Origin of the sequence: Labrys wisconsinensis (assembly GCF_030814995.1) — a bacterium.
GTDB classification, from domain to species: Bacteria; Pseudomonadota; Alphaproteobacteria; order Rhizobiales; family Labraceae; genus Labrys; species Labrys wisconsinensis.
In genome coordinates this window covers 162,046-186,078 of sequence record NZ_JAUSVX010000010.1, presented here as the reverse complement: position 1 = coordinate 186,078, position 24,033 = coordinate 162,046, and the positions used below count along the sequence as shown (strand labels likewise).

General features: G+C 68.8%; 23 protein-coding genes. 9 read left to right on the top strand and 14 right to left on the bottom strand.

The features are described 5' to 3' along the window. Positions 1 to 3: 3 nt before the first annotated feature. From QO011_RS24505 to QO011_RS24485, 5 genes are read right to left on the bottom strand one after another with little or no spacing between them, the layout of a single operon-like run. Positions 4 to 1,026 (bottom strand): cyclase family protein, encoded by a 1,023-nt coding sequence (locus QO011_RS24505; RefSeq protein WP_307277797.1) that lies wholly within the window; start codon positions 1,024 to 1,026, stop codon positions 4 to 6. 38 nt (positions 1,027 to 1,064) lie between these two features. Continuing rightward, positions 1,065 to 2,081 (bottom strand): ABC transporter permease, encoded by a 1,017-nt coding sequence (locus QO011_RS24500; protein ID WP_307277795.1) that lies wholly within the window; start codon positions 2,079 to 2,081, stop codon positions 1,065 to 1,067. After that, on the bottom strand, positions 2,078 to 3,616 hold the full coding sequence (locus QO011_RS24495) for a sugar ABC transporter ATP-binding protein (RefSeq protein WP_307277793.1): 1,539 nt from the start codon (positions 3,614 to 3,616) through the stop codon (positions 2,078 to 2,080). The genes QO011_RS24500 and QO011_RS24495 overlap by 4 nt, the downstream gene beginning before the upstream one ends. Positions 3,617 to 3,630: 14 nt before the next feature. After that, positions 3,631 to 4,704, bottom strand: coding sequence for a sugar ABC transporter substrate-binding protein (locus QO011_RS24490; RefSeq protein ID WP_307277790.1), 1,074 nt, complete (start codon positions 4,702 to 4,704; stop codon positions 3,631 to 3,633). A 53-nt stretch (positions 4,705 to 4,757) separates the two neighbouring features. Next, a complete protein-coding gene (locus QO011_RS24485) occupies positions 4,758 to 6,491 on the bottom strand; it encodes an acetolactate synthase catalytic subunit (RefSeq protein ID WP_307277788.1) in 1,734 nt (577 codons plus the stop codon). A gap of 70 nt (positions 6,492 to 6,561) precedes the next feature. On the opposite strand from QO011_RS24485, the gene QO011_RS24480 reads away from it, so the two are divergent. Then, positions 6,562 to 7,263: a GntR family transcriptional regulator gene (locus tag QO011_RS24480; RefSeq protein WP_307277786.1), complete on the top strand. Its 702-nt coding sequence runs from the start codon at positions 6,562 to 6,564 to the stop codon at positions 7,261 to 7,263. 33 nt (positions 7,264 to 7,296) lie between these two features. Here QO011_RS24480 and QO011_RS24475 read toward each other — a convergent pair whose 3' ends face one another. The 3 genes from QO011_RS24475 to QO011_RS24465 all read right to left on the bottom strand — a co-directional run bounded on the left by QO011_RS24475 (position 7,297) and on the right by QO011_RS24465 (position 8,361). After that, positions 7,297 to 7,449, bottom strand: coding sequence for a hypothetical protein (locus tag QO011_RS24475; RefSeq protein WP_307277784.1), 153 nt, complete (start codon positions 7,447 to 7,449; stop codon positions 7,297 to 7,299). Positions 7,450 to 7,551: 102 nt separating this feature from the next. Next, complete coding sequence (locus tag QO011_RS24470) at positions 7,552 to 7,683, bottom strand: hypothetical protein (RefSeq protein ID WP_307277782.1); 132 nt, start codon at positions 7,681 to 7,683, stop codon at positions 7,552 to 7,554. A gap of 45 nt (positions 7,684 to 7,728) precedes the next feature. Beyond that, positions 7,729 to 8,361: a TetR/AcrR family transcriptional regulator gene (locus QO011_RS24465; protein ID WP_307278190.1), complete on the bottom strand. Its 633-nt coding sequence runs from the start codon at positions 8,359 to 8,361 to the stop codon at positions 7,729 to 7,731. A 120-nt stretch (positions 8,362 to 8,481) separates the two neighbouring features. Here QO011_RS24465 and QO011_RS24460 point away from each other — a divergent pair, with 120 nt between their 5' ends. From QO011_RS24460 to QO011_RS24425, 8 genes are all read left to right on the top strand, one after another. Then, on the top strand, positions 8,482 to 9,513 hold the full coding sequence (locus tag QO011_RS24460; RefSeq protein ID WP_307277777.1) for an aldo/keto reductase: 1,032 nt from the start codon (positions 8,482 to 8,484) through the stop codon (positions 9,511 to 9,513). A gap of 71 nt (positions 9,514 to 9,584) precedes the next feature. After that, positions 9,585 to 10,349, top strand: coding sequence for an SDR family oxidoreductase (locus QO011_RS24455; protein ID WP_307277775.1), 765 nt, complete (start codon positions 9,585 to 9,587; stop codon positions 10,347 to 10,349). Positions 10,350 to 10,581: 232 nt separating this feature from the next. Further along, on the top strand, positions 10,582 to 11,517 hold the full coding sequence (locus QO011_RS24450; RefSeq protein ID WP_307277772.1) for a sugar-binding transcriptional regulator: 936 nt from the start codon (positions 10,582 to 10,584) through the stop codon (positions 11,515 to 11,517). A 157-nt stretch (positions 11,518 to 11,674) separates the two neighbouring features. Beyond that, positions 11,675 to 12,316: an SIS domain-containing protein gene (locus QO011_RS24445; protein ID WP_307277768.1), complete on the top strand. Its 642-nt coding sequence runs from the start codon at positions 11,675 to 11,677 to the stop codon at positions 12,314 to 12,316. 2 nt (positions 12,317 to 12,318) lie between these two features. Further along, a complete protein-coding gene (gene xylB, locus QO011_RS24440) occupies positions 12,319 to 13,782 on the top strand; it encodes a xylulokinase (protein ID WP_307277766.1) in 1,464 nt (487 codons plus the stop codon). Between the two features lies 1 nt (position 13,783). Beyond that, on the top strand, positions 13,784 to 14,860 hold the full coding sequence (locus tag QO011_RS24435; protein ID WP_307277763.1) for an ABC transporter permease: 1,077 nt from the start codon (positions 13,784 to 13,786) through the stop codon (positions 14,858 to 14,860). 50 nt (positions 14,861 to 14,910) lie between these two features. Continuing rightward, complete coding sequence (locus QO011_RS24430; RefSeq protein WP_307277760.1) at positions 14,911 to 15,885, top strand: substrate-binding domain-containing protein; 975 nt, start codon at positions 14,911 to 14,913, stop codon at positions 15,883 to 15,885. Positions 15,886 to 16,028: 143 nt separating this feature from the next. Further along, entirely contained in the window at positions 16,029 to 17,558 is a 1,530-nt protein-coding gene (locus QO011_RS24425; RefSeq protein WP_307277758.1) for a sugar ABC transporter ATP-binding protein, read from the top strand. Between the two features lie 16 nt (positions 17,559 to 17,574). Here QO011_RS24425 and QO011_RS24420 read toward each other — a convergent pair whose 3' ends face one another. The 6 genes from QO011_RS24420 to QO011_RS24395 all read right to left on the bottom strand — a co-directional run bounded on the left by QO011_RS24420 (position 17,575) and on the right by QO011_RS24395 (position 23,984). After that, entirely contained in the window at positions 17,575 to 19,272 is a 1,698-nt protein-coding gene (locus QO011_RS24420) for a tetratricopeptide repeat protein (RefSeq protein WP_307277755.1), read from the bottom strand. Between the two features lie 148 nt (positions 19,273 to 19,420). After that, on the bottom strand, positions 19,421 to 19,876 hold the full coding sequence (locus QO011_RS24415; RefSeq protein ID WP_307277750.1) for a type II toxin-antitoxin system VapC family toxin: 456 nt from the start codon (positions 19,874 to 19,876) through the stop codon (positions 19,421 to 19,423). Then, on the bottom strand, positions 19,877 to 20,128 hold the full coding sequence (locus tag QO011_RS24410) for a hypothetical protein (RefSeq protein WP_307277749.1): 252 nt from the start codon (positions 20,126 to 20,128) through the stop codon (positions 19,877 to 19,879). A 168-nt stretch (positions 20,129 to 20,296) separates the two neighbouring features. Beyond that, positions 20,297 to 21,058, bottom strand: coding sequence for an ABC transporter permease (locus tag QO011_RS24405; RefSeq protein WP_307277747.1), 762 nt, complete (start codon positions 21,056 to 21,058; stop codon positions 20,297 to 20,299). Then, positions 21,055 to 21,981 (bottom strand): ABC transporter ATP-binding protein, encoded by a 927-nt coding sequence (locus tag QO011_RS24400; RefSeq protein ID WP_307277746.1) that lies wholly within the window; start codon positions 21,979 to 21,981, stop codon positions 21,055 to 21,057. The genes QO011_RS24405 and QO011_RS24400 overlap by 4 nt, the downstream gene beginning before the upstream one ends. Positions 21,982 to 22,139: 158 nt before the next feature. Further along, positions 22,140 to 23,984 carry an adenylate/guanylate cyclase domain-containing protein gene (locus QO011_RS24395; protein ID WP_307278186.1) on the bottom strand — a complete coding sequence of 615 codons (1,845 nt, stop codon included), beginning with the start codon at positions 23,982 to 23,984 and terminating at the stop codon, positions 22,140 to 22,142. Positions 23,985 to 24,033 lie beyond the last annotated feature (49 nt).

Genomic DNA, 24,033 nt, shown 5'->3' with positions numbered 1-24,033 from the left:
GCCTCAGACCGTCGCCACGGGCGTGGCGGGCGAGCCGAACGAGCCCGGCAGGCGCAGGGGCGGCGCGGTCAGGAGGAAGCGCGACCGCTTGTGGGCCCGCAGCCAGTCGTTCAGCGGCGTCAGGTGCCAGAGCTCGCCGAGATGGATGCCGAGCTCGACCAGGCAGCGCCGGTGGATCGGCAGGGCGGGGAAGCTGCCCTCGCCGCCGCGGCCCTGCTGCTGGAAGCCCTCGACCGCGAAATTGTCGGCGATCAGCACCGAGATGCCGCTGTCCTCGATCCATTGCAGCAGTTTTTCGTCCGAGCCGTCGAGGACGGAATAGGCGTGGTGCAGCAGCGCGACGTCGGGATTGCCCTGGCGGGCGGCGACGGCATGGGTCCAGCCGGTGTGGAGGCAGAACATGTCGCCTTCCTCGACCTCGACGCCGTCCTCGTCCATGATCCGCATCAGGTCGTCATAGCCGATGAACTTGCGCTCGGCGCCGTAGCGGGCGAAGGCGTCGACCATGACGCCGCGGCCCTGGACGCAGGTCTCCGCCATCTTCTCGATGCCGAGATGCACCGCGCCCGGCCCGCCGGCCTGCTCGGGTCCGAGGATGTCGACGCCGCCGCGATAGCCGTTGTAGTAGACCAGTTCCGCCTCGCCGTCCTGGTCGGCGTCGAAGGCCTGGCCGACATGGCTGAGCGCGTCCCATTGCGTCGAATATTGCGTGTAGATCGTCACCGCGTCGTCGCAGGAGAAGTCGGTCCAGCACTCGTTCTCCAGGCGCATGGGGAAATTGACGAAGTGGTGCCCGCACTTGCGGGGCGCGACATGGCGTGTCGGCGGCAGGCGCAGCGGTACCAGGAGGTTGCCGCCGGGCAGGTCCAGCGGCAGGCTGAGGCAGAAGGCGATACCCTCTTTGACCTCTTGCGCCGCAAGGCGGCGGCGCTCCGGCGTGATCAGGTTGAGGCGGCCGACCTGGTCGTCCTCGCCGAAATCGCCCCAGTTCGCGTGGTCCGGCCGGACCTTCCAACGCTTCGCCATCCGTTCCTCCCCTGGCTGCGACCGCGAGCCTCTTCGGGTCATTTCAAGATCTGACGGCCCTCGGCGGCGGCGGTGATCACCGCCACGATCAGCACGATGCCGTTGAAGATCGGCTGCAGCCAGTAGGGCGCGCCGAGCAAGTTCAGGCCGTTGAAGCCAACGGCGAGGAGCACGATGGCGATGACCGCGCCGGGCACGTTGAAATAGCCCGGCCGATAGGTGGTGACGCCGAGAAAGGCGGCAGCATAGGCCGGCAGCAGCAGCTCGGGGCCGAACAGCGGGTTGGCGCCGCCGCTCTGGCCGAGCTCGAACAGCGCGGCGATGCCGACCAGCAGCCCGGCGCCGGCGAAAGCCAGCACCTTGTAGAGGTTGAGCCGGATGCCGGCGAGGAAGGCAACCCGCTCCGAGCCGCCGATGGCGTAGAGCTGCCGGCCGAACGGGGTGTGCTCCAGCACGAAGACCAGCACGAGCGCCAGGACCAGGGTCAGCCAGACCGAGATGCCGAGCCCCAGCACCTCGTCCTGTCCGGCCGCGGTCAGGATCGGCGGAATGCCGGCATAGAGCACCGAGCCGCCGCTCATGCCCTGGGTGACGCCGCTGAGGAGGATGCCGACGCCGAGCGTGGCGATGAAGGACGAGATGTTGAACCAGATGCGCAGCAGGCCGTTCAGCACGCCGATGGCGAGGCCGGCGGCAAGCATGGCCGGGATGATCACCGCGGCGCCGCAGCCGAGGCCGCCCAGGCAGGCGCCGAGCATCATGATGAAGCCGAGGGCATAGCCGAGCGAGAGGTCGAACTCGCCGACGATCAGCGGCAGGATGGCGGCGAAAGCCATGCAGCAGACCGTGACCTGCACCACGAGCAGGTTCTTGAGGTTGAGGCTGGTCAGGAATTGCGGGCTGAGCCCGGAGAAAACAGCCATCAGCGCCAGCAGGATCAGGAGCGTGGTGTAGCGCTTGAGGAAGGCGGCGAGCGCGCGGGGGCGGGGGGCGTCGTTGCCCCCGGCAGTGGTCGCAACGGGTTCGGCCGGCGAGCGGCTCGTGTCCGTGGTCATGCGTAGCACCAGCGGCTGATGGTCCGGCGGTCGAGGGCGGCGCCCGCGAGCTCGTGGGCGATCGTGCCGTCCTTGAGGATCATGAGGCGCGAGCAGAAGGCAGCGAGCTGCTCGGGCTCGGTGGAGAAGGCGAGAATGCCGATGCCCTCTGCCGCCGCCTCGCGCAGGCGTGCGAAGATGGTCTCGCGCGCCGCCGGATCGACGCCGTTGGTGGGATCGTCGAGCACCAGCACGGTCGGCCGCAGCGCCAGCCACTTGCCGAGGATCGTCTTCTGCTGGTTCCCGCCGCTGAGCTTGCCGAACAGGCTCTGCGGCAGGGCCGGCCGGATGTCGAAGGCCGCGACGACCTTGCCGACGAGATCGGCCTCGCGCCGCGGCCGCATCCAGAACCGGCCGAGGTCGGGCAGCAGGATGTTCTCGGCGACGGTGAGGCTGGGGATGCCGCCGGCGCGCAGCCGGTCGGCCGGCAGCACGGCCAGGCCGGCCCGGATCAGGGCCCGCGGCGTCCAGGGCTGCGGCAAGTCCCTGCCGCCGACCGTGAGCCGGCCGCTCTCGACCGCCTGCAGGCCCGCCAGAATCTTCGGCAGCACGGCGACGCCGCCCTGGCTGAGGCCGGCCATGCCGACGATTTCGCCGGCGCGGACCTCGAAGGAAAGATCGCGCAGGCCGGCGCCGCGCAGGCTCGTCGCCGCGAGCGCGACGCCGGCCGCCCCGTCCCGCCGCCGGGCCGCGTCCCGGCCGGCCCAGAGTCGGCGCAGCAGGCCCGGCTCACTCGGCGCCGCAGACCGGGCCGCGCCCGGGCTCGCCGGGCCGACCATCTCGTCGATGAGCCGGCGCTCGTCGATCCCGTCCGCCTCGGCCTCATAGGCGACGGCGCCGTCGCGCAGCACGGTCGCCCGCGCGGCGCGGCCGTCGAGCTCGGCCAGGCGATGCGTCACCATCAGGACCGCGACGCCCGACCTGGCGAGCGCGGCGATGCGGTCGAGATAGGGCTCGGCCTGGTTGCGGGGCAGCGAGGCCGTCACCTCGTCGAGGATCAGCAGCCTGAGGTCGGACCCGACGCGGTCGAGGGCGATGATCACGGCGACGAGGGCCCGTTCGGCCGCGCTGAGCCGGCCGGCGAGCATGGCAGGGTCGAGCGCCAGGTCGAAGCGCTCCAGCATGCCGCGGACCTCGCGGTGGAGCCGGCCCCATTGGATGCGCCCGGCCCGGGTGGGGTAGCCGCGGAACTGGGCGATGCATTCGGCGATCGAGAAGGTCTCGATCAGCGGCGCCTCTTGGTGCACCACGGCGATGCCGAGGGCACCCGCGGCATGCGGAGAGGCGATGGACGGCAATCGCCGCCCGCCGACGGCGATGGTGCCGCCGTCGGGCCGGTAGACGCCGGTCAGGAGCTTGACCAGCGTCGACTTGCCGCTGCCGTTGGCGCCGAGCAGGGCATGGATCGCGCCGGCCCGGACCTTCAGGTCGACGTCGCGCACGACCTTGCGCCCGGCGAAGATCTTGGTCAGCCCAAAGGTTTCGACGCTCTCCATGAGACGCTCCCGGCTCACTTCCACAGGGCGAGGAACTTCTCCTTGTAGCCGCTCGAGGCGACCCAATTGCCCTTCTCCGGCAGGTTGGTCTTGTCGAGCACCAGCATCGGCACATTCTCGCCGTGCGGCTCGAACAGCGGCTGCTTGTTGAGATGGCGGATGATCTGGTCGACCGCGGCATAGCCTTCATAGGTGGTGTCGAACGCCACGTCGGCGACCTGGACGTCGCCCCGGCGGATCAGGTCGAGGTTCTCCTCGTCGCCGAGGAGGCTGGCGAGCTTGACCCGCTTGCCGAGGCCCGCCTGGCGCAGGGCGGCCGCGACGGCGAAGGCGGCGGGGTCGTAGGGCATGTAGACATAGGTCACGGCCGGGTGGGCGCGCAGATAGCCCACCACCTGCTGGCCGAGATTGGTGGCGATCTGGTTGGCGGAGAAGGACTGCTCGTCGGCGGTGCAGCCGCCGCATTTGGCGAAGACCTCCATGATGCCCTTGTGCTGGGTGTCGACGGAATCGAACTCCTTGTCGTTGAAGGCGACGACATTGGCCTTGCCGCCGGCATCCCTAACGATCCATTCGCCGATCGCCCGTCCGAGCGCGAGATTGTCGGGATCGATGGCGAAGGCCCAGGCGAGCTGGCCCGGCTCCAGCACCGGCAGGGCATTGGGCGTGTCGCCGCCCTGGCCGACCGAGACGACGGGCACGCCCGCCTTCTTCGCCTGGCCGAGGGCGAGCTGGATGCTGCGATAGTCGATCGAGCTGGAGATGATGACGTTCGCGCCCCAGGCGAGCGCGTCGAGCATGGCGCTGGACTGGGTCTTGGGGTTGGCCTTGCCGTCGAAGATCGTCGTCTGCCAGCCGATGGCCTTGGCCGCCTCTGCCGCCGCTTCGGCCGGGATCTGGCAGCCCTTCAGCGACGCCGCACAGGAGACGATCGCCAGCTTGATGCCGGGCGGTGCCTTGGCGGGCTCGGTGGGGCCGCGGTACTCGTCCGCGGCGAAGGCGGGGCCCGTCGCGGTGAGGAGCGCCGCCAGCAGCAAGGCCCGTCGCCGCCTGCCGTTGCGCGAAGTTCCGTCTTCCGTCCTGCCCATCGTTCCCTCCCTGGCTTGTTGTCGTTGTCGTGCAGCGCCATTCCGGCGCCGTTTCAGAACGGCGATGCGAAGCGGTCGCCGAAGCCGGTGATCGGCGGATGTGCGTCCTCGTCGATGATCACGTCGAACAGGACCGGCTTGCGGGCTGCGATCGCCTGGCGCAGCCGCGGGCCGAATTCGGCGGGATCCTCGATGCGTACGCCCTCGCAGCCGCAGGCCCGGGCGATCGCGGCATGGTCGACCGGCACGAAGTCGACCGCGTCGGTATAGGCGTTGAAGACAACGGTCTCGCCGTGCTTCTGGTAGCCGAGGATCTGGTTGTTGAGCACGATCATGACGATCGGCAGCTTGTGGCGCACCACCGTCTCGAGCTCGGCCCAGCAATGGGCGAAGCCGCCGTCGCCGCTGACGCAGATCACCGGCCGGGCAGGCTCGGCGAACTGGGCGCCAATGGCGAAGGGCAGGCCCCAGCCCAGCCCCGCCAGGCCGCGCGGCGTCAGGAAGCGCTGGCCGGCGCCGCGGGCGGTGAGATAGTTGGCGATCCAGATCGAGGAATAGCTCGCGTCCGCCACGGTGATGGTCTGCGGCGTCAGCACGGCGTCGATCTCGGCCATCAGGCGCTCCGGACGGATCGGGCGCCGGTCCTCGGTGGTGATGCGTTCGATGGTGTTGCGCCAGTCTCGCAGGGCGGTCGCGATCGCCTCTGAGACCTCGGCCCGCGCCCGGGCGCGGCGCGACAGGTCGAGGTCGCCCATCCGCTCGGCGAGGGCTTCCAGGGTGAGCCGCGCATCGCCGACCAGCCGCAGCGCCTCGTAGTTGCGCCCGACCTCGGCGCCGTCGACGTCGAGATGGATGTAGCGGGCCTCAGGCGGGAACAGCGACCAGCTGTCGGTGCCGTTCTGGTTGGTCCGCGCCCCGACGAACAGGATGACGTCGGCCTCCTCGACCAGGGGACGCATGGCCCGGGTGCGGCTGCCCGGGCCCATGAAGTAACCGATCACGCCGAGAGACAGGGGATGGGTCTCGTCGACGGTGCCCTTGCCCATGACGGTGGTGGCCACCGGCAGCGAGCAGGCCTCCTGCAGATGAGCGAGGGCCGCGGTGGCTGCGGATAGATGCACGCCGCCGCCGGCAACGAGGAGCGGCGCCTGGGCGCCGGCCAGCAGCGCCGCGGCCTCGGCGATCCGGGCGGGATCGGCGACCGCGCGGTCGACGGGAAAGCGGCCGAGGCTGGCCTGGCGGGCCGGAGCAGGCCCGGCGGGCAGGCTCAGCACGTCGGCCGGGGCGAGCAGCACCGCCGGCCCGGGGCGGCCCGAGGCGGCGGCGGTGAAGGCCATGTCGACATAGTCGTCGACGCGCTCGGGCCGCTCGATCCGGCGGACCCATTTGGCGACGGCGTCGAACAGGCGAACATGGTCGAACTCCTGGAAGGCGTTCTTGTCGGCCTGCGCCGCCGGCACGTCCTGCACCAGCGCCACGACAGGCACCGAGGCCTTCAGCGCTTCGGCAAGCGGGGGCACCAGCAGCGTCGCCGCGGGGCCGTTCTGCGCGGTGACGACCGAGACGCGGTTGGCGATGCGGGCATAGCCGTCGGCCATGATGCCGCCGGCGTTCTCGGCCCGGTAGGCGGCCTGCCGGATGCCGTGATGGGGCGCGGCGAGGTGGAAGGCGGTCGGGATGCTCTGCCCGAAGACGACGGAAACGCCGTGGCGGGAAAAGGCCTCGGCGATGCGGTCCGCCACGGTCCGGTTCGAGCCCGCCGTGCTCATGGTGCTGGCCGAATTCATGGCTGCAGCCTTCCTCCCCGTGGGATTTTATGTTATGTGTTGCATGTTATAACAAGATTGCCGGGTGTCAATGTCGAACAATCAGATCAGCGAGCACGACGGGCGGGAGGGGGAGCGCTTCGCCCCGCTCGAGCGCAGCAGCCTCAGCCAGCGCGCCTATGAGGAGGTCCGGCGCTACCTCATGCGCGGCCGGCTCAAGCCGGGTGAGCGGCTGGTGTCGCGCACGCTGGCCTCCGAGCTCGGCATCAGCACCACGCCGGTGCGCGAGGCGCTGTTTCGGCTGGCCTCCGAGCAGGCGCTGGTGCTCGATCACCGCAACACGGTCATGGTGCCGGACCTGACACGCCGGCAATATCAGGAGATCCGCGACATCCGCATGGAGCTCGAGGGCATGGCGGCCGAGCGGGCGGCGCAGGAGGCGGCGCCCGCCGATATCGACCGGCTGGCGCGCCTGCAGCACCGGCATCTCGAAGCGCAGGACGCGGACAACCTCGAAGAGGCCCTGGCGCTCAACGAGGAATTCCACTTCGCGCTGTGCCGTCTCAGCCGGCTGCCCGTGCTGGTCCGCATGATCGAGGGCCTGTGGCTGCAATGCGGCCCGACGCTCAACCATTTCTACGCCGGCCGCACGCAGGTCTGGGCCCGGGCGGAGCACCCCCATTTCAAGGCGATCGCCTGCCTGCGCGACCGCGACGGCGCCGGCGCGCGGGCGGCCATGGCGGCCGACATCGATCAAGGAGCACGGCCGATCCTGGCCGCGCTGAAGGCGTGAGCCGCTCAGCTCTTCAGCCCGTGGAGCGACGCTTCAGCGCGCCGGCGGTGACGCGAGAATCGACGTGGGATGAACGGCGCTCACGGGGAAGCGCGCGAAATCTCCCGTGCTGACGGTGAGAATGCGGTCGACGCCATGGACGATCATGGTGGCGACGAGGCGGGCGTCGTGCACCTCGGCGCCCATCACGTCGTGGGTGGCAATCAGGCGCTTCCACGCGGAACAGGCGGAGGGCAGGTCGGGCAGCAGGATCCCGTCGGGCCGGCATCGGCATGAAGCTGCCGCCTTTCACGCCGATGAAAGCCCAGCCGCGCGATAGCTCTCGATCAGGACGTCGAGCGCCGAGATGTCCGAGCGGCTCCTCGCCATGAGCCGGGAGCCGCCGCCGGCGGCGAAGATGGTGCGGCCCGCAGCTTTCATTGCCGCCGGCCGGCGTTGAACGCGACGGTGGCATGACGGCTCCCGTCAGGACGGCGTCCCCGCCGATGGCTTCGTGCCATGGCGCAGCCCGTCGGCGAGGAGAGCGACCATGCGCTCCGCGCGGCTGGGTCCGGCATTGTGGGTCGACATGCACAGGCTCGCCACCGCGCCCAGAAGGTCGTCGGCATCGACATCGGCGCGGATCTCGCCGGCGGCGACCCCGGCCTCGAGAAGCGTGCGAAGGGCGGGGCGGAGCCGCTGGTCGAAGTAGCCGGGCAAGCTGTCGAATGCCGGATCTCCCGAGTGCAGAGCCTTGGCGAGCCCGCGCTTGGCGCCGATGAAGGCCGCATAACGCTGCATCCATCGCGCCAGCGCCTCGGCCGGCGCGTGTCCGGCAGCAAAAGCCGGCGCGGCGTCGGCGCAGGCATCGATCTCACGACGGAAGACGGCCGCGACGAGGTCGGCGCGCTGCGGGAAGTGGCGGTAGACCGTCCCGACGCCGACGCCGGCCTTCTCGGCGATCTCGCGGACGGGAGCGTCCACTCCGGAGGTTGCGAACACCGCCATCGCCGTCTGGAGCAAAGTGTCGATGTTGCGCTGGGCGTCCGCGCGCACGGGCCGGTCCGTGCTCCCGCGAGGCTTCGCCCCCTCGTCCTGCTTCTTCGATCCGTCCTTCACCCGATCACAGCCCGCTTGCAAAACGGAACGTTGTTCCGTATAAAATCGGAACACGGTTCCACTTGGTTTCTATAGCGCGGCAGGGCGATCCTGGCCAGATCGACGCACAGGGAGACGGCAATGCGGTATCGTTCGTTGGGCCGAACCGGCATCAAGGTCAGTCCGTATTGCCTGGGCGCGATGATGTTCGGCGGTGGGGGCAATCCCGATCACGAGGATTGCGTCCGCATCATCCACAAGGCGTTGGACTTCGGCATCAATGTCATCGACACGGCCGATCGGTACAGCGCCGGCGAGTCCGAGGAGATCGTCGGCAAGGCCCTCAAGGGGCGGCGCGACAGGATCGTGCTTGCGACCAAGGTGTACGGGCCGATGGGCGACGATCCAAACCAGCAGGGCACGTCGCGGCGCTGGATCATGCAGGCGGTGGACAACTCGCTGCGTCGCCTGCAGACCGACCATATCGACCTCTACCAGATCCATCGGCCGGCGCCGGACACCGACATCGAAGAGACCTTGTCGGCGCTCACCGATCTCATGCGCGCTGGCAAGGTTCGCGCCATCGGCTCCTCGACCTTCCCGGTGTCGGAGATCGTCGAAGCGCAGTGGGTCGCCGAGCGGCGCGGGCTCGCCCGCTTCCGCACCGAGCAGCCGCCCTATTCGATCCTCGACCGCGGCATCGAGCGGGACATGCTGCCGACCTGCCAGCGCCATGGCATGGGCGTGATGGTCTGGAGCCCGCTGTCCAAAGGGATGCTGACGGGCCGGTATCGCAAGGGACAGCCATTGCCCGACAGCCTGCGGGTGAAATACTTCCCCAGGCAGATGTCCGACGAGCGCAGCCTGGACGCGGTCGAGCAGCTCATCCCGCTGGCGGAGGAGGCGGGGCTGTCGCTCACCCACATGGCGATGGCTTTCGTGATGGCCCATCCCGGCGTGACGTCGGCCATTCTCGGGCCGCGCACGATGCAGCATCTCGACGATCTGCTCGCCGGTGCCGAGGTTCGCCTCGGCGACGACGTTCTCGACGGGATCGATCGGATCGCCCGGCCCGGAACCGATATCGCGTTGAACGAGGCCGCCTACAATCCGCCGGCGATCCTGCAGGCCGATCTGCGCCGCCGGCCTGCCGCCGAACGTGCGGCCGCGTAGATCCGAAGATTCGCGCCGATAGCCCGCCAACCCGGGCGATCGCCGGACCGGACAGCACCCTTTCGAAGGAGATGACGATGCCGGACAAACCCGTCGCCCTGGTCACTGGGGCCAATCAGGGAATCGGCCTTCAGATCGCCAGGGATCTCGTCGCGCACGGCTTCACCGTGCTGGTCGGATCGCGCAACTTCGAGCGCGGCGTGGCCGCGGCCGAGGAGATCGGCCCGGGCGCCCACGCGCTCCGGCTCGACGTGACGGACCGGGCTTCGATCGCCGCCGCCGCCGAGCGGGTTCGCACCGAGTTCGGTCGCCTGGACGTGCTCGTCCAGAACGCGGCGATCTCCAACACGAACAGGCTGCCCGGCCAGTCCATCGAGGAGTACGCGAAGACGACGCGCCCGAGCACCGTGTCGCTCGATGAGATGCGTGCGGTGTGGGATACCAACGTGTTCGGCGTTCTCGCCGTCTACCAGGCGATGCTGCCGCTCCTGCGCGAAGCGCCGGAGGCCCGCATCGTCAACGTGTCGAGCGGCGTCGGGTCGCTGACGGCGAACTCGGATCCGGCCTTCGCCTACCGCTCGATCTTCGGCCCCGTCTACCCTGCGTCCAAGACGGCTCTCAACGCCCTGACGGTTGCCATGGCGATCGAGCTGGAGCCGGAGGGGATCAAGGTCAACGCCGTCTCCCCGGGCTTCACCAGGACGAACCTCAACGGATATGCGGGCACGGAGACCCTCGAGCAGGGCGCCCGCGAGGCGGTGCGGGTTGCGCTGCTCGGCGCGGATGGCCCGACGGGGACGTTCACGCGCTGGGAAAACGGCACGATCCCGTGGTGACAGGAAGGGCGCACCGACGTCCGCTTCGGCGACGCCGGCAGCCCGTCTCGAACATCGAGATGGCGGGGCTCTGGGCCGGGAACGCCAGCGTCATGGCCAGGCGCATCACCCCGCCGTGCGGCCGATGCTCATTCGTGCGCAGTCTTGTCCATATGAGCGCAGAGGGATTACAACGGGGTCGCCGCGGGCATGTCTTCGCGTCCGTGCCTCGTTCCCGCTCCCGAGCTTCACCATGCCCCGTCGCCCCCTGCAGCGTGTCCAGGCTGCGCTCGCCGCCCGCCGTTACTTCCTCGGGCAGCAGACGAAGTCGCAGATCGCCGACGAACTGGGCATTTCGCGCTTCAAGGTCGCCCGCCTGATCGACGCCGCCATCGAGCAGAAGATCATCGAATTCGTGATCACCGAGCCGGACGATCTCAACGCGGAGCTCGGCGAGGCCATCCGCACCAAATACGGGCTCAGGGCCGTGCTGGTCCTGGAGGGGCCGGATCTGTCCACCAGCGCCCTCACGGCACCGCTCGGCAATCTTGCCGCCTCCCTGCTCGACGAGACGCTGGAGGACGGTCAGACGCTCGGCGTCGCCTGGGGCCGCACGCTCGCGGCGATGGCCAAGGCACTCGTGCATCTGCCAAAGGTCGACGTCGTCCAGGTTGCCGGGGCCCCCGGCGGCCTTGAAATCGCGCAAAATCCGGTCGAGCTGGTGCATCGGCTGAGCAGTCTCGGCGGCGGAAAGGCCTACCCCATCTACGGGCCGATGTGGACCGAAGACCCGACGCTGGCGCAGCGTCTGCGGCAGGAATCCGCCGTGGCGGCCGCCATGCAGAAATACGGGAGCATCGATGTTCTCGTCGTCGGCATCGGCTCCTGGACCCCGGCCGAGTCGTGCCTCTGCTCGGGCTTTCCCGCCGCCTGGCGCCAGGAGGCCCTCGACGCCGGCGTCGTGGCGGATGTCTGCGGCACGCTCATCGATCGGGAGGGGCGGGAAACCCCGAGCAAGCTCGACGAGCAGGGCCTCAGCATCACGGCCGAGCAATTGCGGCGCATTCCGCAGGTCATCGGCATCGGCGGCGGGCTGGAGAAGGCCGGCGCCATCGCCGCCGTCCTGCGCGGCGACTGGATCGACGTCCTGGTCACCGATGCGGGCGTCGCCCGGCGCCTGCTGACCTGAGCTTCCCGTTCAGCGGCGAGCGAAACCGGCGCCTCGGCTGCGGGCTTTGCTCGTCCCGATTATAACGCTCATTTGAGCGGATATACGCTCTCTTGACATGGGCACGCTCCCCGCTATCCTCCGACGGAGAACAACAAGTCCATCGGGAGGCAGCCGCGTGCCTGTGTTGCGCGACGATCAGCTGATCGAGCTGGCGAGGACGGTGATCGCGGCCGACGGCCGCGCCGTAAGCGCCGTCGCCAACGCCATCGATGCCGGCTTTGTCGGAGCCGCGCGTGCAATCGCCTCCGGCTCGGGCAAGGTCCTGATCACGGGCAGCGGCACATCGGGCACCGTGGCTGCCCGGGCGGCCCACCTGATGTCGGTCTGCGGCACGCCCGCCTTCTATCTCTCCCCGGCCGACGGCCTGCATGGCGGGCTCGGCGTGCTGCAGGCGCAGGATCTCGTGCTCGCCCTCTCGAAGGGCGGCGGCTCCCAGGAGCTCAACGAATTCTGCCTGCGGGCCAAGCCTCTGTGCGCCGGGGTGATCGCCGTCACCGCCGCGGCCGAGTCCCCGCTGGCGGCCATCGCCGATCACGTCATCTGCTTTGCGCTCGACGACGATGCCGATCTCGGCGCCGTCGTGGCGACCGGCAGCTCGCTCGCCATCTCGGCCCTGCTCGACGCTCTCGCCGAGATCGGCCGGGTCAGCCGCGACTATGACTGGGAGCGGCTGCTCTACACCCATCCCTCCGGCGCCGTCGGGCGCGACGCGGCGACGAGCCTGGAACGGCTCGCCGTCATCCAGCCGGACGATTGACCATGGCGCGGGATCTGGTCGCAGGCATCGATTCCTCAACGCAGTCCTGCACGGTGCAGCTTCGCCGGCTGGACGACGGCTCGGTCGTCGCCGAAGCGAGGGCGCCACATCCGCCCACCACGCCGCCGCTCAGCGAGCAGGTGCCGGAGGCCTGGCGGGAGGCGCTCGAGGCCTGCCTCTCGCAGCTGAAGCACCACCTGCCGCGCATCGCCGCCCTCTCCGTCGGCGGGCAGGGCCATGGCCTGGTGATGCTGGACGAAGCCGGGCGCTCGCTGCGGCCCGCCAAGCTCTGGAACGACACGCAATCCGCAGCGGATGCCGAGCGCCTGCTGACGGCATGGCCGGCGGCGGAATGGGCCCGGCGCACCGGGTCGGTGCCCGCTCCGGCGCTCACCGTCTCGAAGCTCGCCTGGACCGAGCGCAACCACCCCGGGCTGGTCGCCAAGGCCCGGCACATCATGCTGCCCTTCGACTACCTCGTCTTCCGCCTCGCCGGACACGCCGTCACCGAACGTGGCGGCTCCTCCGGCACCGGCTACTTCAACCCGTTCGACAACATTTGGGACTTCGAGCTGGCCGATCTCGCCGTCCCCGGCATCGATTGGCGGGCCAAGCTACCTGATATCGTGGCCTCGAACGCACGCGCCGGCATCGTGTGCGAGGATGCAGGCCTCGGCGCCCTCGCCGGCGCGGTGGTCGGAGCCGGAACCGGCGACAACATGACCGCGGCGCTCGGATTGAACGTGCGGGAGGGCGACACCGTCATCTCGCTCGGCACCAGCGGAACGATCTACGGCCGATGCCGCACCGGCGTGCAGGATGCGTCGGGCGCGATCAACGGCTATGCCGACGCCGCCAACGGCTTCCTGCCCATGGTGACGACGCTCAACGCCGCGAAGGTCACCGATGCCGTCCGCCGGCTACTCGACCTCTCCTTCGAGGCCTTCGACGAGCTGGCGCTGAGCGCCCCGCCCGGAGCCGAAGGACTGGTGCTCCTGCCCTATTTCGACGGGGAGCGCACCCCGAACCTGCCGGACGCCACCGGAACGCTTCTCGGCCTGCGGTCGAACCTGACGCGGGCGGGGATGGCGCGGGCAGCGGTCGAAGGCGTGCTCTGCGGCTTGCTGGAAGGCGGAGACATCCTGTCGCGCCACGGCGTGCCGCAGGACGGGCGCCTCATCCTGACGGGCGGCGCCGCCCGCTCGAAGGCCTATCGGCAAGTCCTGGCGGATCTGACGGGCCGCCCCGTCTGGATCGGCTCCCTCACCGAAGCCGCCGCGGCCGGTGCCGCCGTGCAGGCGGCCGCCGCCCTGTCCGCAGCCCCGACCGACCAGGTCGCCGCGGCCTGGGCGCCGCGCCTCGAGATCGCGGCCGAGCCTGCCGGCACGGATGGCGCCGCCGTCAGGCAGGCCTACCGGCAGGCCGCCGCCGCATTCGGCGCAACCCGATCACAGGGCTCGACTTGAGATGGCGTCTCCTCTTCCCCCCTCCGCCGCCACGCCCGCAGGACGGCGCCGTTCCCCCGAGGAAATCGGCATTTTTCTGGTCCTGCTGGCCGTCATCCTGGCCCTCAGCCTGATCTCGCCGTCATTCCGCACCGTCAGCAACGCCTTCGTGCTTCTGGTCAACGGCACGGTCATCGCCTTTCTCGCCCTCGGCCAGACCTTCGTCCTCCTCACCGGCGGCATCGATCTCTCGACCGGCGCGACCATCGGCATGACCGGCGTCCTCGCTGCCCTCTTGATGCAGCTCGGACTGCCCTGGCCGGTCGCGGTCCTGCTCGCCTTGACGGCCGCGACCTCCCTGGGGTTGATCAACGGCGCGCTGATCCATTTCCTGCGGATTCCCGCCTTCATCGCGACGTTCTCGACCCAGGGCGTCGCGCTCGCGATCCCGCTGATCATCACCGGTGCCCAGTCCATCTCGGTGCGCCAGATCGGCTTCGCCCTGATCGGTCAGGGGCGGGTGTTCGGCGTGCCGATGCCGGTGGTGCTCATCGCCGTCGCCGCGATCATTGCCGGCATCTTCCTCAGGATGACCCGGCGCGGCGTCCATATCTATGCGCTGGGCGGAAACCGCGCGGCGGCGCGGCTCGCCGGCGTCAATGTCGCCCGCACCACGCTTTGCGCCTACGGCATCAGCGGCTTCTGCGCCGGCATGGGCGGGCTCGTCGCCACCTCCCGCCTGATGGTCGGCTTCCCCGCCACCGGCACGGGCAACGAGCTGTTCTATTCCATCGCGGCCGCGGTGGTCGGCGGAGTCTCCCTGTTCGGCGGCGTCGGCACGGTGCTCGGCGCCATGATCGGCGCGGTCCTCATCGCGGTCGTCAGCAACGGCATGAACGTCATCAACGTCCAGAGCTACTGGCAGTCCCTGGTCATCGGCCTGATCATCCTTCTCGGCGTCACCTTCGATACCTACCGGCGCGCCAGCAGCTCGAGGCGCCTGCTTCGAAAGGCACCGGCCGAGCGCGCCGCGCTGCCACGCCCCGCAACTGCCGCATCCGTCCCCGCAAGCCGGGCAGACCCGGGAAGTCCGGCCTAGCTCGTGGGCCCGATCGCTTCACACGAGCCCAAAAACCAAGGAGGAGAACGATGAGGACCTGCAAATTCATGCTGACGGGCGCCGGCGCGCTCGCCGCCGGCCTGCTGCTCCTGAATGGGGCCGCCATCGCCGCGCCGAAGCTGCCGGCGAATTGCGGCGAGGCGAAGCCGACCATCGGCGTGGCGCTGCCGAACACGGTCAACCCCTACTACATCGCGATGCAGGACAGCTTCAAGCAGCATGGCGCCGCGCTCGGCTACGGCATCAACGTCGCCATCGCGAACGACAGCGATTCCAACCAGCTCTCCCAGGTGGAAGCCTTCATCCAGCAGGGCGTCTGCGCCGTGGTGCTGAACGCCGTCAATTCCGGCCCGGGCGCCGCGAGCGTGAAGGCCCTGAACGAGGCCGGCATCCCGGTGTTCACGGTCAACGTCATCGTCTCGGCCGACGACCTCAAGGCGCAGGGCGCTTCCTTCGTCCAATATGTCGGCGCGGACCAGGTCGCGGGCGGCAAGCAGATCGGAGAGCAGGTCCTCAAGGACCTCGGCGACAAGGCCACCATCGTGGTGGGCATCGTCGGCGATCCCGATCAGATTCCGACCAACCAGCGCGACAAGGGCTTCTCGGACGTCGTCACCCGCAACCCGAACGCCAAGGTGGTGGCCACGGTCAACAGCAAGGTCGACCCGAATGTCAGCCTGCAGGTGACCGGCGACCTGCTGCAGGGCCATCCCGACATCAATGTCATCTGGGCCGACACCGGCCCCGGCGCCGTCGGTGCCCTCCAGGCCATCACGCAGCAGGGCAAGGCCGACAGCGTCAAGCTCTACGCCTTCTGCGCCGCCGACACGCCACTGACCGCGACCTATGCCGCCTGCGCCGCCCAGGAGCCGGCCGACTATGCGCGGATCGCGCTGGAGAACCTCAAGAAATATCTCGGCGGACAGGAGGTGGCGCCGGAGGTGCTGCAGCCGCTCAAGATCTTCCTGAACGGCCAGACGCCCGGCCCCGGCGAAGTCGGCTGATCTAGTGTTCCGACTCTGACGGTTCGTTCCGAACCGGCAGCCCGGAACACGAGCTGGTTCAATGCTTTGTGTTGTGCTTCCGACACAATGGTTGGGAATCAAGCGTCGGGAGCACAACACTGGCACGAACGAAGAGCAGGCCGATGAGCGCCCGTGGGACCCTGGCCGTGGTCGGCGCCTCCAAATGGTACGGCGCCACGAAAGCCCTGACGGATGTCAGCCTCGACATCCCGGCGGGCGAGGTCGTGGCGCTCGTCGGCCACAACGGCGCCGGCAAGTCGACGCTGCTGCGCCTGCTCTCCGGCGCGGAGACGCCGAACGCGGGCTCGATCAGCATCAACGGCCGGCCTGTCATCTTTGCGTCTCCGGCCGAGGCCGGCATGGCGGGCATCGCCTGCGTCTACCAGGAGCTCAGCCTGATCGGCGAGCTGACGGTGGCGGAAAACCTGTTTCTCGGCGTCGAGAAGGAAAACGGCCCGCTGCTCGACCGCCGGGCCATGAACCGGGCGGCCGACGCGCTCTGCCTCGAATATGGCATTCCTGCCACCGCCGGCGATCCGGTCGCCGGTCTTTCCGTCGCCCACAGGCAGCTCCTCGAGGTGGCGCGGGCCATTCATCGCGATGCCCGCTTCCTTCTGCTCGACGAGCCGACGACGGCGCTCGAGCAGAAGCAGATCGACGAATTGCTGGTCGTCATCCGGCGGCTGGCGCGAGAGCGCGGCATCGGCATTCTCTTCATCGACCACAAGCTCGACGAAGTCTTCGCCGTCGCCGACCGGATCGTCGGCCTGTCCAACGGTCAGGTCGTCCTTTCCGGCGACGCCGACAGGATCGGACGCGAGGATGTCGTCGAAGCGATCGTCGGCGCCGGCCAGGACGGGATGCCGTCGGCCGGGCAGGGGCACCGGCACTCCCGCGGGGCCGGGCTCGGCGGCAAGGACGCCGGCGATGTCGTCTTCGAGGCTCGCGGACTGGCCGGAAACGGCCTCCAGGGTGTGAGCCTGAAGGTCCGTGCCGGCGAGGTGCTCGGCATTTACGGCCTGATCGGCTCCGGCCGCTCGCGCTTCCTGCGCACGGTCTACGGCGTCGAGGCGGCGCCGGAGGGGACGATGGTCCTCGGCGGGAAGGCCTTTGCACCGGCCGATCCCGAGCGCGCCATCGCCGCCGGCGTCGCCTTCCTCTCGGAGGAGCGCAAGTCGGACGGCTTCATCCCGCAGATGACCTCCATCGACAATGTGCTGATGCCGGTGCTCGAACGCTACCTCTCCGCGGGGCTGTTGAACTGGAGCGCCCTGCGCAAGGCAGCCGCGGCGGCGCTCGGCCGCGTACCGATCCGCGGCGATGTCAGCCAGCCGATCACCGCGCTTTCGGGCGGCAATCAGCAGAAGGTCCTTTTCGCGCGCGCCCTCCTGCAGGCGCCGAGGCTGCTCCTGCTCGACGAGCCGACCAAGGGCGTCGATATCGGCGCCAAGGCGGAGATCTACGAGATCATCGCCGATTTCGCGCGGTCCGGCGGATCCGTGCTGGTCGTGTCGAGCGAGGAGGAGGAACTGCTCGACGTCGCCGACAGGGTCGTCGTCTTCCGCAAAGGCGCCTGCGACGGCGTGGCCATCCCGGAGGCCGAGCTTTCGGTCGCGGCGCTGCGGCGCCACGCCTGGTCGCAGGCGGCATGACGCTTGCGACCAGTCTCTAGAATGTCGTCGGGCGACAGCAGCTTCGCTCGGATTGCACGCTCGTCCGGCAGAGGCACGATGAGCTGATTGGCACGTCTGCCTTGGCCAGCGCCCTGGCAAGGCTTGCCTGCAGCGCCGGCAGGTCCTCGGTCTCGTTGCGCAGCCTCAAGCACTCCACCAGCCCATGCAGCGCCCAGACATTGCCGGGGTGCTGGGCGCAGCGCTGCACCGTGCCGCTCAGGCCGAGGTCGTCGCGATAGACCTGCTCGGCTTCCTCGCGATGGCCCTGGTCGAGCAGCAGCGCGGCCAGCGCATGGCGCGGCGGGTGCATCCACGCCCAGGGCTCGGTGTAGGACAGATTGTCGTCGAGCTCGACCGCTCGCCTGAGATGGGCATAGGCCTCGTCATGCCGGCCCTGGTGATAGGCGAGCTCGCCATCGAGAAGAGCTGCGCCGACGCCGAGCGAAGCCCGGGTCGGGTTGCTGAGGAAACGCCGTTCCGGCGCAATGCCTTCGAGATGGCGGTGGAACCGGTCGCGCTCGCGCTCCGCCTCGGCGAAATGGCCGAGCGTCGCGTGCGCGACACCCTTGGCGTAGTGCTGCATGGCCACCGTCAGCACATAGAGGTCCGGCTCCTCGACCATCGGCTCGTCGATGATGTCGTGCCAGCGGCCGAAGCGCACCAGCACATGCGATTTCATGGCGTGGTAGCCCTCCACCGTCTGGGTGAGCTTGGGCCGCCCGGGAAGGCTGACCACCTCGCGCGTCACCAGGCTGCGCACCTTGTCGGCGGCCCACAGCGCCGGCTTGCATTGGCCAAGGAACATGCAGGTGAACATCATCAGATGCAGGTCGTGGCAGCAGCCGAGCAGGTAATAGGTGGGCTCGTCGGCATAGGCGAGATAGAGGTCGTTGGCGCGAACCGCCTTTTCGCTGGCGAGCCTGGCCTTCTCGTATTCGCCGCACAGCACGTAGATATGGCCGGGCATATGGTTCATGTGCCCGGCATCCGGGCACATGTCGCCGAGCAGGTCCGCCGAGCGCATGCCGCGTTCCGGCATGGTCGACATTTCCAGGAGGTGGATGTGCAGATGGAGGATCGCCGGGTGCTGTGCGGTGCCGGCTGCGTCGGCGAGCCGGATCGACCGCTCGCAAACCTCCAGCGCCTCGACCACATCCGAATTCTCGGCCGGCGCACCGGTCTTGAGGTTCCACAGGCGCCGGACCGTGCGCATCATCAGCGCCTCGACCAGCAGCGCCGTCACGTCAGGATCATCGGGAAAGCTGGCATGGACCTGCCGCATCTCGGCGGCGTAGGCGTCGTCCCACCGCGCGAACTCCTGTGGCGTCACCCGGCGCGGCTTCTGGAAGCGGCAAGCCAGCGCCTCGATCAGCCGTCTTTCCACCGCGCTGGCGGACGCCGCGTTGGCGCGCGCCAGCCGGACATGCTCGAAGCAGCGCCTCGTCGCGCTGTCCGCCTCGGCCTCGCCGTGCTCCTTCCAGGTCAGGTTGTAGAAGGGGCCAGCCGCATAGGCGATGCCCCAGTGCACGAAGGCGCAGCCGGGGTCGGTGTCCAGCGCCTTCTCGAAGCACCGGATGCCTTCCTCGTGGTTGAAGCCGTAGCACCAGTTCAGGCCGATATCGAACCAGCGCTGGGTCTCGGCGGAGCGGGTGGAGATGGGACGCCGATAGGCGCCGAGGTTGAAGCGATCCATGCGGCCTTCGTCTCGAGCCATTCCCGGCGGCCTGCGCACAGGGCGAAGCCTGTCGCCCGGGCCATCCGTCGCAGCTGCCGCCCGGAGGGTCCGGTGCGGCTGGAATGCAGCCCATCGTTCACCCGTCCGGATCCTGTGCGCAAGGGCCTCAGCGCGCTGGCGGTGCCGCGAGAATCGAGGCGGGATGAACGGCGCTCACCGGGAAGCGCGCGAAATCACCCGTGTTGAAGGTGAGAATGCGATCGACGCCGTGGACGATCATGGTGGCGACGAGGCGGGCGTCGTGCACCTTGGCGCCTATCACGCCATGGGCGGCAACCAGGCGCTTCCACTCGGCATAGGCGGTGGGGAGGTCGGGCAGCAGGATCAGTGCCTGTTCGATCTTGGTGACTTCGGCGAGCGTCAGCACGGTGGAAAGGCCCAGCCCGTTGTTGATCGCGGGTCGCGTAGCGACGTTCCAGAACTCGGCAATGTTCTGTGGTGCAAAATGCACAGGCTCGCCGCTGGCGAGCAGCAAGGCGACGCTCTCGATTGCCGAGATATGGCTTTCGTGATCGGGCTGCGTTCGACGCAACAGAACGTTGGTGTCGACGAGGATTGCCATTCAACCGCGAGGTTCGTAGATGGCTTCGCGGCTGATGGCAGCATCCGGAAGGGGGCGCGTACGCGGCAGGTTCAGGGCGGATTGCCGCCACAGGGCGGCGCGCTCGGCCGGCGAAAGAGGGGCGTCCGGACGAACGGGCGCCTGCTCCTCCAGCAGGTGAAGCAGGTACTGGTGCAGCGACACCCCCGATGCTGCGGCGCGCGCCGCGAGGTTTGCCTCAATCTCGGGAGGAAGATCGATGGTGATCGCCATTTTCGAATGTCCTCGTCCACTCAAGATAGGGCATCCGGAGCCAGCTGTCCATCAGGGGGCAACCCAAGCTATTGCTGCAATTGACTTTTCGGAGTGATTCCCGCCTGGACGTCGCGAACTGCGACGGACACGCCGTCGATATCGCGAGGTCGGCATTCCACGCGCGCCTCAGCTCTTCAGCCGATACCCCGTCCTGAACATCCAGGTGACGATGGCCAGGCACAGGGCCAGGAACACCAGCGTCATGGCGAGGCTCAGCTCCACGCCGACGTCGGACTTGCCGTAGAAGCTCCAGCGAAAGCCGCTGACGAGATAGACCACCGGATTGAACAGCGTCACCGCGCGCCAGAACGGCGGCAGCATGTCGATGGAATAGAAGCTGCCGCCGAGGAAGGTCAGGGGCGTGACGATCAGCAGCGGCACCAGCTGCAGCTTCTCGAAATTGTCGGCCCAGATGCCGATGACGAAGCCGAACAGGCTGAAGGTCACGGCGGTGAGCAGGAGGAAGGCCAGCATCCAGACGGGGTGCTCGATGCGGATGTCGACGAACAGCGCCGCCGTCGCCAGCGTGATCAGGCCGAGCAGGACCGACTTGGTGGCGGCCGCGCCGACATAGGCGGCGACGATCTCGATGGCCGAGACCGGGGCGGACAGGAGCTCGTAGATCGTGCCGACGAAGCGCGGGAAATAGATGCCGAAGGAGGCGTTGGAGATGCTCTGGGTGAGCAGCCCCAGCATGATCAGCCCCGGCACGATGAAGGCGCCGTAGCTCACCCCGCCGATCTCGGTCATATGCGCGCCGATGGCCGAGCCGAAGACCACGAAATAAAGCGAGGTGGAGAGCACCGGCGAGACGATACTCTGCAGGAGCGTGCGCCCGGTGCGCGCCATCTCGAAGCGGTAGATGGCGCGGATCGCCTGGAAATTCATCGTGTCCCCCTCACCAGGCTGACGAAGATGTCCTCCAGCGAGGACTGCTCGGTGTGCAGGTCGCGGAAAGCGATGCCCGCGGCGGCGAGGTCCTGCAGGAGGGCGGGGATGCCGGTCTCGGCCGCCGACGTGTCGTAGCTGTAGACGAGCTCGGCGCCGCCGGCGGCGAGCTCGAGCCTGTGGGCGGCGAGGCCCGGCGGGATCGCCGCGAGCGGGGCGGCGAGGTGCAGCGTCAGCTGCTTGCGCCCGAGCTTGCGCATCAGCTCGTGCTTCTCCTCCACCAGGATCAGCTCGCCCTTGCGGATCACGCCGATCCGGTCGGCCATCTCCTCCGCCTCCTCGATATAATGGGTGGTGAGGATGATGGTGACGCCGGATTCGCGCAGGGCCCGCACCACGCCCCACATGTCGCGGCGCAGCTCGACGTCGACGCCGGCGGTGGGCTCGTCGAGGAACAGGATGCGCGGCTCGTGCGAGAGCGCCTTGGCGATCAGCACCCGGCGCTTCATGCCGCCGGACAGCGTCATGATCTTGGCGTCCTTCTTCTCCCACAGCGAGAGGTCGCGCAGCACCTTCTCGATATGGGCGGGGTTGGGGCGCTTGCCGAACAGGCCGCGGCTGAAGCTGACCGTGGCCCAGACCGTCTCGAAGGCGTCGGTGGTCAATTCCTGCGGCACCAGGCCGATATCGGCGCGGGCGGCGCGGTAATCCCTAGCGATGTCGTGGCCGTCGGCGGTGACCGTGCCCGAGGACGGGTTGACGATGCCGCAGACGATGCTGATCAGCGTCGTCTTGCCGGCGCCGTTCGGCCCCAGCAGGGCGAAGATCTCGCCGCGCCGGATGTCCAGCGTGATGTCCTTCAGCGCGGTCAGGCCGGAGGCGTAGGTCTTGGAGAGATGGCGGATGGAGAGAATCGGCTGCATGCGGGGACGCTTATACGGGATTCGGATGCCGGTTCCGCGACATTGCGGAATGCTCGGCACTGGCGCGGGGCGTCCGGCTGCCGGACAGAGCAGAGGTGGCGTGCCCGGGCCGGGAGCGCAACCCCCCGGGGCGGCGAAGACGCCCGCATCGTCCCGCGTCAGACCGGCTCCAGCGACATCAGCAGGGCCTGGAATCGCGCCAGGGGCCGGAGCGCGACCAGGTCTGGGTCGGTCCGCACCCAGTCCAGGGTGATGTAGCTTCCGATCATCGGGCGCGCCCGTTCGAGGGCGTCGAGCGCCCTGTCGGTCTCGCCGAGCAAGGCAAAGGCACAGCCGACATTGTAGAGATTGTAGAGGTCGTCCGGCTCGGCCGTCAGAGCCATGTCGAGCAGCTCCCTCGCCCGCCCCGTTTCGCCCATGCCGGCATATTTGCCGGCGGCCAGGGCCGCCGCGCGCGCGTTCTCGGGGTGCAGGCGCAGCTCCTGCTCGGCCCTGTCGATGGCGCGGCGCATGACGCCGGCGGCCTTGTCCGGATCCGCCAGCAATTGGCAGATGCCGGCCAGGGAGAAGAGCGAGTTGAAATCGTCGGGCTTCACCTCCGAGGCGCGCTCCAGCAAGTCCGCCGCCTGCTGATGGTGGCCCCGGGCCCGGCAATAGCGTCCGAAGAAGTAATTCGCCTCGTAGAGGTTGGGATCGAGAGCCAAGGCCTGCCGGAACTGGGTTTCGGCCTTGGCGTTCTCGCCGCTCAGCCACAATCCGAGACCATGGGACGCATGAGCCTGCGCCAGATTGGCGTCGAGCTCGATGGCCTTGGCGCTGTTGGCCAGGATGCTGTCGATGGAGACGTGCCGCTGTCCCAGGAGCCGCGACAGCGAATCGCAGTCGGCGATGCCGGCATAGGCGTCGGCATAGTCCGGATCGAGCTCCACGGCCTTGGCGAACATGGCGCGGGCCAGGCGATAATGGCGCATGAGATGGCGGTTGAAGCACTCGCGGCCGCGAAGATAGGCGGTGTAGGCCTCGACATTGCGGGTCGGCGTCGCCTTGAGGGCCCGGCTCTCGGCCGGCAGGAGCTCGACCTTCAGGGCCTCGACGATCTTGTGGGTGATCTCGTCCTGGAGGGCGAAGATGTCCTGCAGATCGCCGTCGTAGCGCTCGGCCCACAGGTGGCCGCCGGTCGAGCCATCGATCAGCTGCGCGTTGATCCTGACGCGCTGCTGCGCCTTCCGGACGCTGCCTTCCAGGAGATAGGCGACCCCGAGCTCCTTGGCCACCTGCCGCAGCACGACGGCCTTTCCCTTGTAGGTGAAGACCGTGTTCCGGCCGAGCACGAACAGGCGCGAGACTTTCGACAGGTCGGTGATGATGTCTTCGGTGATGCCGTCGGCGAAGAACTCCTGATCGGGGTCGCTGCTCATGTTGGTGAAGGGCAGGACCGCGATCGACGGCTTGTCCGGATGGGATGGCGGCGCAGCCGCGGTCGCAGCGGGGGCCTCCCCGGAAAAGGGGACCTGCGCCAGGTCGACGACATAGACGCGCACCGGCCGCTCGATGTTCTTGACCCTGTGCTCGCCCTTGTCGCGAAAATCCAGGCCGAGCTTGTTGCCGATCTGCTCGCGGACGATGGCCGAGCAGGCGATCTCCCCGGGGCGCGCCAACCCTTCCAGCCGCGACGCCAGGTTGACGCCTTCGCCGTTGAGGTCGTCGCCGTCCACGACGAAGTCGCCCAGGTTGATGCCGATGCGGAACTTGATCTGGCGGTCCTCGGGAATCCCGGCATTGCGCGCCGGCATGCCGCGCTGGATCTCGACGGCACAGCGGGCCGCGTGGAGGACGCTGTTGAACACCACCAGAAATCCGTCGCCCATGACTTTGAAGATGCGACCATGGAAGCGGGCGATGGTCGGATCGAAGAAGTCCTGGCGGTGCTGCTTGAGCGCATCCAGGGTGCGCTCCTCGTTGGATTCGATCAGACGGCTGTAGCCGACGACATCCGCCGCCATGATCGCCGCAAGCCTTCGATCGACGGTCTGCTCCACGGTTGACCTCGGA